Source organism: Sphingomonas segetis, from assembly GCF_009720245.1.
Lineage (GTDB): Bacteria > Pseudomonadota > Alphaproteobacteria > Sphingomonadales > Sphingomonadaceae > Sphingomicrobium > Sphingomicrobium segetis.
On record NZ_WJSQ01000108.1, the window covers coordinates 1 to 9,247 of the forward strand.

Genomic DNA, 9,247 nt, shown 5'->3' on the forward strand with positions numbered 1-9,247 from the left:
GACGACCGCCGGCGCGAGGCCGGCGTGGAGCGCTCCGCTATGCTCGCCGAGCTCGCGCATCGGGCCGAGCACCGCGATCCGCCGCTTGGCTTCGCGTTCGGCGCCGAGGCTCTTGAGCGTCGCGGCCATCGACGCGGGATTGGCGTTGTAGCTCTCGTCGATCAGCACCAGCTCGCCGCCGTCGAGCTCGATGACGTGGCGCTCGCCGCGGCCCTTGAGGCCGCCGAGATCGGCGAGCGCGAGCGCCGCCACCGCGACGTCCTCGCCGATCGCTTCGACGGCGGCGAGCACGGCAAGCGCGTTGGACACCCAATGCTCGCCGCGCTGGGAGATGGTGAAGGTCAGCTCGCGCTCGAGAAGCGCGGCGCTGATCAGGCTTCCCCCGGTTTCGGCGGTGACCGCGTGGATCGCGTGCACGTCGGCATCGCCGCTGCCGAAAGTGATGATCCGGTCGGCGTGCCGCCGCGCCGCCTTCACCAGCCGGCCGCGGTACGGCGTGTCGTTGGGGATAATGGCGATGCCGTCGGGCTCGAGCCCTTCGAAAATCTCGGCCTTGGCGTCGGCGATCGCCTCTTCCGACCCGAGATTCTCGATGTGCGCGGGCGCAATGGCGGTAATGAGCGCGAGGTGCGGGCGGACCTGCGCGGTCAGGGCGCCGATTTCGCCGGCATGGTTCATGCCCATTTCGAGCACTGCGAGCTCGGCGTCGCGGGGCATGCGCGCGAGGCTCAGCGGCACGCCGGTGTGGTTGTTGTAGCTCTTGACCGAACGATGGACCCTGCCCGGCCGGTTGCGATCGAGCGCGGCGTAGAGCGCTTCCTTGGTGCTGGTCTTGCCGACCGAGCCGGTGACGCCCAGGATCGTGGCCTGTGCCCGCTCGCGCGCCGCGCGGCCGAGCGCCTGGAGCGCGGCGAAACCATCGCCGACGAGCACATGCGGACCGTCGACGGGTTGGGAAACGATGCATCCGGCAGCGCCGGCGGCGAAGGCGGCATCGACGAACTTGTGGCCGTCATGGACGGTGCCGGGCATGGCCACGAACAAGTCGCCGCGCCCCACTTCGCGGCTGTCGAAAGTGACTCCGGTGACTTCGAAGGACGCGCTTGCCGCGCCGCCGGTCGCGGCCGCGATTTCGTCCGAGGTCCAGAGGGCGGTCATTGACGTTCCTCCCTGCGAGCGAAGCTCGTGGGTTGGGGAACCATGCGGAGCATGGTGGAGGGGTAACTCATGCGGAGCCATGACCCCTCCACCATCCAATCTTCGTTGGATGGTTCCCCTCTCCAGCCGAGAGCCTGGGGAGGATTGGACATTGCCCGCCCCCTCACGCCGCGCACTCGCGCGCGACCAGGGCATCGTCGAACGGAAGTACTCGGTCGCCGACGATTTGCCCCGTCTCATGGCCCTTGCCGGCGACGAGCACGATGTCGCCCGGCCGCGCGATTCGGATCGCCTCGGCGATCGCTTCGCGCCGGCCGGAGACTTCCGTAGCCCCGGGCGCGCCGGCCATGATCGCCGAGCGGATGTGCGCCGGGTTCTCGCTCCGGGGATTGTCGTCGGTGACGATCACCACGTCGGACATGCGGATGGCGACGGCGCCCATCTCGGGCCTCTTGCCCTGGTCGCGGTCGCCGCCGGCGCCGAAGACGGTGATCAGCCGGCCGTCGACATGGGGGCGCAGCGCGGCGACGGCGGCTTCGAGCGCGTCGGGGGTGTGGGCATAGTCGATGTAGACGGGCACGCCGGCGCGGCTGATCACCGCGCGCTCGAGCCGCCCGCGCACCGGCGAGACGCGCTGCATCGCCGAGAAGGCGCGGTCGAAGCCGAGTCCCGTCGCCATCGTCAGGCTTGCGGCGACCAGCACATTGGCGGCCTGGTAGGCGCCGATCAGCGGCAGGGAGAGCTTGAGGCTGCGGTCTTCATATTCGAGCAGAAGCGCCTGGCCGAGCGGAGTCGCGCTCTGGTCGACGAGCCGGATCGTATCGCCACTGCGGCCGACCGTCAGCACCTTGTGCCCGAGGCGCGAGCAGCGCTCGATCACCTCTTCGGATTTCGAATCGTCGGTCCACACCACCGCCGGACTGCCGGCGGGAAGCAGCTCCTCGAACAGCCGCATCTTGGCTTCGAAATAAGCGTCCATCGTCTGGTGATAATCGAGATGGTCGCGGCTGAAGTTGGTAAAGGCGGCGGCAGCGAGCGGGACGCCTTCGCAGCGGTGCTGGTCGAGGCCGTGGCTCGACGCTTCGTAGGCGACGTGAGTCGTTCCCATCCGCTCGAGCCCGGCCATGTTGTGGAGGAAAGTGACGATGTCCGGCGTAGTCAGGCCGGTCTTCACCTGGTCGTCCGAGGTGGTCACGCCGAGCGTCCCGATCGACGCCGAGCGGTGGCCCGACATGCGCCAGATTTGCCGTGTCATCTCGACCGTCGAGGTCTTGCCGTTGGTGCCGGTGACCGCGACGACGGTGTCGGGATAAGGCGCGTAGAATTTCGACGCGAGCTCCGCGAACAGCCGCCGCGGCTCGGGATCGGCGAGATGCGGGACCTGGGGGACCTCCGCCTGGGGGCGCGCCACCACGGCGACGGCGCCGCGACGGACCGCGTCGGGAATGAAATCCTCGCCGTTGAACACCGCACCCCGGAAGGCGCCGAAGACACTGCCCCTGGCAACCTTGCGATGGTCGATCGCGAAGCCCGTGACCTCGGAATCGGAATCGACTTCGGCGATATCCCGCAAGTTCACGCCGTCAGTCCTTCTTCGCGCTGTGCTTGTCTTCCTGGACGAACGGCAGCACCTCCGACAAATTGGGTTCGCGGTGCATGTTCGGAGCGACGCCGAGCATCGGCGCGATCCGGCTGATCGTGCGGCTGACAACCGGCGCCACGTTCCAGCCGGCAGTGGTGAAGCCGTAGGTTTCCTTGGTCGCCTTGGGTTCGTCGAGCATGACCACGATGACATAGCGCGGGTCGTCCATCGGGAACACACCGGCGAAGCTGGTGATGTTGATCGACTGGCTGTAGCGGCCGTTGATGATTTTCTGCGCGGTGCCGGTCTTGCCGCCGACGCGATAGCCGGGCGCGTCGGCCTTCCTGCCCGTGCCCTTCATCACCACCAGGCGGAGCAGCGCGCGCATGCGGTAGCTGGTGTCGGCGCTGAACACGCGCCGTCCGGGGTGGAGCGGATGGTCGGGGCCGACCTTGAGGATGGTCGGCGGGTGATAGATGCCGTTGTCGAACAGGGTCGCATAGCCCATCGCCAGCTGCAGCGGCGCAACCGCGATGCCCTGGCCGAAGCCGATCGTCATGGTTTCGAACGGGCCCCACCGCGAGCCGGGAGTCAGCGGCCGCCCGCGCTCGGGGATTTCGATCTCGACGCGGTCGAGGAAGCCCATCTTCTTGAGCCACGCCTTCTGCCGTTCCTTGCCGAGCTGGTCCGCCATCTGCGCCATGCCGATGTTGGAGCTTTCCATCATGATCTCGGCGACCGAGCACTGGCGGCCGAACGGGTGGGTGTCGTGAACCACGTGGCCGTAGGCGGGGAGCGTGTCGGGACAGTTGTAAATCTGGCCCGGTCCGGAGACGACGCCGGAATCCATCGCCATCGCGAGCGTGAACGGCTTGAAGGTCGAGCCGAGCTCGAACACGCCGAGCGTCGCGCGGTTGAACATCTGCTCGGGCGTCGCCTGCCCCGGCACGTTCGGGTTGAAGGCAGGCAGCGACGTCATCGCGAGGATTTCGCCGGTCCGCACGTCCATCACCACCCCGGCGGCACCGATCGCGGAAAAATGGTTCATCGCCTCGCCGAGCTCGGCCTGGAGCGCCTGCTGGACCCGGCTCGAGATCGACAGGACCAGCGGCTTCCCGCGGCTGGCGGGGTCGGAGAGATAATCGTCGAAAGCGCGCTCGACTCCGGCCCCGCCGCGGCCGTCGATGTTGGTGAAGCCGAGCACGTGCGCGGCAAGGCTGGTCTGCGGGTAGAGCCGGTCCGCCTCGCGGTCGAGCGCGAGGCCGGGCTCGCCGATCGCGTTCACCGCTTCGACCAGCTCGGGCGAGGCGCGGCGGCGCAGGTAGAAGAAGCTCTTTCCCGAGCGGAGCATCGCGAAATACTGCTCGGTCGTGCGCTCCGGCATCAGCTGGGCGAGCTTGCGCGCGAGCTCGAGCTTGTCGCCGATGACCTTGGTCGGATGCACCGCGACAGTCCACGCGTCGATCGTCCGTGCCAGCGGCTGGCCGTCTCGGTCGAGGATGTCGCCGCGTTCCGGAATGAAGGCGGTCAGCTCCTCCTTGCGACCGGCGTGATCGCCGAAAGCCGCAAGGTAAAGGATCCTCAGCGCGATCAGCGCGATCAGGCCGCCATAGACGACCATGCCGAACATCAGGCGCTGATGCATGACGGCGAGCATCTGCCGGCGCTGGCCGACGAGTCGGAGCCGCTCGGGCCGGGGCGCGACGAGAGCGGGCTGCGGAGCGTTCATCGGCCGGGTGGTGATTCCTTGGGTTGCGCGGCATGCTTGCGCGGCAGCGGCGCAAGCGGGTCGGTCTTCGCAATCTCGACCTTCCTTGTCACCGGCCTGGCGTTGCCAAGTGCCGGCTTATCCACCGATTTCTTTGGTTCGGTGGGCGTGGATTGGGCGGCCGCGAGGCCCGGTCTATCCGCAGCCCTGGAGTGCGCCGGCTTCGCCGCCGTAACCGGCTTGTCTGCGGACTTCATCCCGGCCGTTCGGGGCAATTCGACGGCCGTTCTTGCCGGGACCTCGCGCGTCTCGGTCTTGAGGCTGGCTTCGTGGAGCAAGGCGCTCGGCGGCACCGCCGACGCTGCGCCGGATTCGTCCGGTTGAGCCTCGCCGAGCGGCGCTTTCTCCGGCTCGGGCGCGGGCGCCGAGGCGAGCACCACGGGCGCCTTGAAGTCGACCTGATGGTCCGGCCGGGCGAGCCGTGCGAGCTCGAAGCTGCCCTCGAGGAACTGGTTGGCGGCGGGCGCCGACAGCGCAAAGGCGCCGGCATTCCAGCGCTCGAGCTGCGACAGGCGGCCGCGAGTCCCGATTTCGGTTTGCAGCATGCGCAGATCGCGCTGGGCGAGCATGATCCTGGTCTCGACGCTCTCGAGCGCCGAGCGCTCGGACGCCACGCGGAGCGAGACGAGGTAGCAGCCGAGCGCCGCGCCGGCGCAGCTGGCGACCATGAACAGCGAGCCGAAGCTTCGAGCGCTCATTGCAGTCTTTCCTTGCGGGGTGGGGCCGAAGTGCGGACGGCACTCCTCAACCGCGCCGAGCGGGCGCGGGGATTCGCCGCCAGCTCGCGCTCCGTCGGGGATACCGGCTTCGCGACCCGCTCGAACGTCGGTTCGGCCGGGTCGACAAGCGCGGGACGGTGTCGCGAACCGGCGGGCGATCCTCCGCTCCTCTCGCGGAAGAAGCGTTTGACGATCCGGTCCTCGAGGCTGTGGAAGGTGACGACGGCGAGCCGGCCGCCCGGGCGCAGCGCACGCTCGGCGGCGTCGAGTCCCTCCTCGAGCTCGTCGAGCTCGGCGTTGAGATGGATGCGGATCGCCTGGAAGGTGCGGGTTGCGGGATCGCTCTTCTGGCCGGGACGGAAACCGGCGGCGCGGCGGACGATGGCGGCCAGCTCGGCGGTTCGCTCGACCGGTCTTGCGGCGACGATGGCGCGGGCGATCGCCCGGGCGCGCGGCTCCTCCCCATAGTCGCGCAGGACCCGGGCGATCTCGGCCTCGTCGGCCGAATTGAGGAATTCCGCGGCGGTCAGCCCGGACTTGCTCATGCGCATGTCGAGCGGGCCGTCGGCCTGGAACGAAAAGCCGCGTTCGGCTCGGTCGAGCTGCATCGAGCTGACACCGATGTCGAGCGCGATGGCGTCGACATGTGCGATGCCGCGATCGGCGAGCGCGCGGTCCATCTGGCTGAACCGCTCCTCGACAAGGGTGAGGCGGGGGTCCGGGACGAGCGATCGCCCGGCTTCGATCGCCTCGGGGTCGCGATCGAAGCCGATCACCCGTCCCGCCCCCGCCGCGAGCATGGCCTGCGTGTAGCCGCCCGCTCCGAAAGTGCCGTCGACGACCGTGTCGCCGCCGTGAATGGCGAGTGCGCCGATTACTTCACTGACCAGCACCGGCACATGTGGGGCCTGTTTCGCGCCGGTGCTGGTCATGACGCCCCCCGCTCTTCGAGACGGAAGCGGGCGATGTCCTTGAGGTCGTCCGGGATGCGCGGGTCGTCGAGGAGCCGCTGCGGGTTCCAGATCTGGAACGTCTCTCCGGTGCCGAGAAAGAGGGCGAGATCGCCGATCTCACCCTTCCGCCGCATCATCGGGGGCATGAGGATGCGGCCGGAACTGTCGTAGGGAACCTCCTCCGTGGCGGCGAAGGCCATCAGGTTGCGCTGCTGATATTCGAGCTCGGCGTCGGGGTTCGTCTCTTCCTTCTCGAGCAGCCGCTCGAGCTTGGAATGCTTGAGCGCCGCATAGCCGGGGTCGTAGGCGCTGAGGCAGGGAAACGCTTCGTGCTTGGCGAGCACAATGGTGCGCGCATCTCCGCGGCGTTCGATGACTGAGCGGAGAAATGCGGGGATGGAGACGCGGCCCTTCCCGTCGACCGCGTTCAGCGCGCTGCCCTGAAACAGATGCTCTAGCGCCACTTCCACTCCCCTTCGCAGCGCAAGCGGCTCCGTTCGCGGAATCGCGCGTCGTCACGCGCGCCGCTCCAGGTTCGAATCAACGGGTTAGCCCCCCGCGCTACAGCCCCTGTAGGTAACTCAAGAGCTTAGGGGATACAATGGGATTTGATGGGATTTTATGGGAAACTGCGGTGATTGGCGGATTTCAGCGGCTTTTCGCGGCATCCGGAACACCGTGTTCCGTCCTTGTTCTTCATCCTCTCCCCTGTGGATAAGTCTGTTGCTTAGCGAATCGCCGGTGCTCGATCGACTCAAGCTCGGCGAGCAGCCCATCGAGATTCCGCGCGGCGCTGGAGCCCAGCCGATCCGCATCGAGCAGGTCGGCGTCGGCGACTACTGACGCCTGGCCCTTGCCGATGCGGCACTGCGCGACCAGCCGGTCGGGACTGATGTCGCAGCCGCCGGACAGCTGTCCCGGCGAGACGGTGAGCACGTCGAACCCGCCCAGCTTCAGGACGCTGGCGCCGCGTTCGTCGGGAGCGTCGAGACGCAACCCCCAATGCGCGAGCAGGCCGGTGTCCATGAACATCCGCGGCGCGCGCAGCGGATCGCCGAGCGGCCGCTCGCTCGGCCATTCGAGCATCGGATCCGCGAGCAGCAGCACGCGCCCGCCGCCGCGCACCCATGCATCCAGCGCCACCAGATCCTCGGCCGGCTGCGCCCGCGGCTGCGCCATCATCAGCAGCCGCCCCTTCGCAAGCTCCGCCGGATCGGTGACGCTGATCGGAATTACGCGATAGCGCTTCTCGAGCGCGTCCAGCGCCGGCGAGCCGTTCCGCTCCACCGAGAAATCCTCGCCGAACATCAACGGCAGGCCGGTGAGCACGAGCAAAGTCGGGCGCTCGGCCGCTGGCCGCGGCGGCGGACGATCCGTTGCCCGGCGCGCAAGCATTACAGCAAGCGCGACAGCAACGATGAAGAGCACGCCGGCAGTGAGCAGCGCGCGACCGCGCGCAACCCTCATTGCTTGTTCGCGGCCGCGTCGTTGTTGGTCGCGCCTTCGGACGCGCCAGGGGCGACGCCGAGCTCGGCCAGAGGCTCGCTCGGTTCGTTGGTGGTGGCCTGCTGCACGGCGTTCGCCGTGTCGTCGTGGCTCGAGCGGCTGACGATCGAGCCGAGCAGCACGAGCAGGAAGGCGAAGGCCAGACCCGTCAACCCGATGCGGATGCGCTGCGCGCTGCTGCCGGCGTTCTGGGCCCTCACTTCGACAAAGCTATGTCCCGCTTCGACAATATGCAAGCGAACAGCCTTGACGGCTCCGGCTCCGGTCGCGAAGTGGCGGTCATGACTCGCACCCCCCTCCTCCTCACGCTTGCTGCGGCCGCCGCGCTAGCCGGCTGCAACAAGGAAAACCACACCATCATCGCCGGCCCGGACACGGGCGAGACGAACAGCGCTGCCAATGCGAATGTCGAACTGCCGCCGTCGATCATCGCGACGAAGCTCTACCGCTGCGCCGACAACAGCGTCGTGACGATCGACTGGCTGTCCGACAACAAATCGGCCAACGTCCGCGCCGGCAAGGATGCGCCGCTGGTCCATGTCGGCGCCGCGGAAGCGGGTCAGCCGATGACCGGCGAGGGCGGTTATTCGATCGAAGGCTCGCCGACCGCCCCGAGCGCGACGGTCGCGGTCCCGGGACATCCGGCGCAGTCCTGCAAAGCCTGACGCGAATTGACTCTCCTTCCGCGGCCCGGGACAGCGGCCGCGGAGGGGAAATTCCGATGCTGATCAGCAGGCGCGCATTTACCGGCGGAGCGCTGAGCGTCGCGCTCGGCAGCCAGTTCGCCTCGCCTGCTCTCGCGCAGGACCCGAAGCTCGCTGCCACTCTGGCGGCGATCCGGACCTACGGCGACGCGCACGTCAAGCATTTCGGCCTGCCCGGGATGACGCTCGGCGTCACCATGCCGGGCGGCTTCGGCACGGCGATGAACTTCGGCTTCGCCAATGCCGCGGCGCGGACGCCGATCACCGGCGACACCTTGTTCCAGGTCGGCTCGATCAGCAAGCTGATGAACGCCGCGGTGCTCCACCAGTTCGTCGCCGAGGACCGGCTTCGGCTGACCGACCGGATCAGCGCCCTGCTTCCCGAGATCCCGCTTCCGCAGGGGAACGCGATCACGGTCCAGCATCTGCTCGACCATACCGCCGGCATTCCCGGCGATGCCCCGGCCTTCCCCGACGGCGGCCTGTGGACCGCTTACGCGCCGGGCGAGCACTGGCATTATTCGAACACCGGCTACGACATCCTCGGCAAGCTCATTGCGCATCTCGCCGGCAAGCCGCTCGCGCTCGTGCTGCACGAGAGGCTGTTCGTGCCGCTCGGCATGCAGCGCTCGCGAGGGGCGATCGTCGCCGCCGACCGGACGCTTTACGCGCAGGGCTATGAGGCCGCCGACGAAATGCCGTTCGCGCTCGGCGTTCCGCTCGCTCCGGCCTCGTGGGTCGACGTGACGTTCGGCGCCGGCAACATCGCATCGACCGCCGACGACATGAACCGTCTGCTCCGCTCGCTCGCCGGCGCGGTGCAGGGCCGCGGCGGAATGGGCCTGCCGGCGCAGGCC

At 68.5% G+C, this 9,247-nt stretch carries 10 protein-coding genes; 2 read left to right on the plus strand and 8 right to left on the minus strand.

Annotation, left to right across the window (positions count from 1 at the left end; genetic code table 11):
• The 8 genes from GH737_RS10475 to GH737_RS10510 all read right to left on the minus strand — a co-directional run.
• A partial coding sequence (locus GH737_RS10475) for a UDP-N-acetylmuramoyl-tripeptide--D-alanyl-D-alanine ligase (RefSeq protein ID WP_155264768.1) occupies positions 1-1,158 on the minus strand: 1,158 nt, incomplete at its 3' end.
• Between the two features lie 163 nt (positions 1,159-1,321).
• On the minus strand, positions 1,322-2,737 hold the full coding sequence (locus tag GH737_RS10480; protein WP_155264769.1) for a UDP-N-acetylmuramoyl-L-alanyl-D-glutamate--2,6-diaminopimelate ligase: 1,416 nt from the start codon (positions 2,735-2,737) through the stop codon (positions 1,322-1,324).
• Between the two features lie 4 nt (positions 2,738-2,741).
• Positions 2,742-4,469, minus strand: coding sequence for a peptidoglycan D,D-transpeptidase FtsI family protein (locus GH737_RS10485; RefSeq protein WP_155264770.1), 1,728 nt, complete (start codon positions 4,467-4,469; stop codon positions 2,742-2,744).
• Entirely contained in the window at positions 4,466-5,206 is a 741-nt protein-coding gene (locus tag GH737_RS10490) for a hypothetical protein (RefSeq protein ID WP_155264771.1), read from the minus strand. The genes GH737_RS10485 and GH737_RS10490 overlap by 4 nt, the downstream gene beginning before the upstream one ends.
• Positions 5,203-6,159 carry a 16S rRNA (cytosine(1402)-N(4))-methyltransferase RsmH gene (rsmH, locus tag GH737_RS10495; RefSeq protein ID WP_155264772.1) on the minus strand — a complete coding sequence of 319 codons (957 nt, stop codon included), beginning with the start codon at positions 6,157-6,159 and terminating at the stop codon, positions 5,203-5,205. The genes GH737_RS10490 and rsmH overlap by 4 nt, the downstream gene beginning before the upstream one ends.
• A complete protein-coding gene (locus tag GH737_RS10500) occupies positions 6,156-6,644 on the minus strand; it encodes a division/cell wall cluster transcriptional repressor MraZ (RefSeq protein ID WP_155264773.1) in 489 nt (162 codons plus the stop codon). The genes rsmH and GH737_RS10500 overlap by 4 nt, the downstream gene beginning before the upstream one ends.
• A 232-nt stretch (positions 6,645-6,876) precedes the next feature.
• Complete coding sequence (locus tag GH737_RS10505; protein ID WP_155264774.1) at positions 6,877-7,647, minus strand: Gldg family protein; 771 nt, start codon at positions 7,645-7,647, stop codon at positions 6,877-6,879.
• Positions 7,644-7,886 (minus strand): hypothetical protein, encoded by a 243-nt coding sequence (locus GH737_RS10510; RefSeq protein ID WP_155264775.1) that lies wholly within the window; start codon positions 7,884-7,886, stop codon positions 7,644-7,646. The genes GH737_RS10505 and GH737_RS10510 overlap by 4 nt, the downstream gene beginning before the upstream one ends.
• A gap of 81 nt (positions 7,887-7,967) precedes the next feature.
• On the opposite strand from GH737_RS10510, the gene GH737_RS10515 reads away from it, so the two are divergent.
• Complete coding sequence (locus tag GH737_RS10515) at positions 7,968-8,351, plus strand: hypothetical protein (RefSeq protein WP_155264776.1); 384 nt, start codon at positions 7,968-7,970, stop codon at positions 8,349-8,351.
• A 56-nt stretch (positions 8,352-8,407) separates the two neighbouring features.
• Positions 8,408-9,247, plus strand: an 840-nt coding sequence (locus GH737_RS10520) for a serine hydrolase domain-containing protein (protein ID WP_155264777.1), incomplete at its 3' end; no start/stop codon positions are given.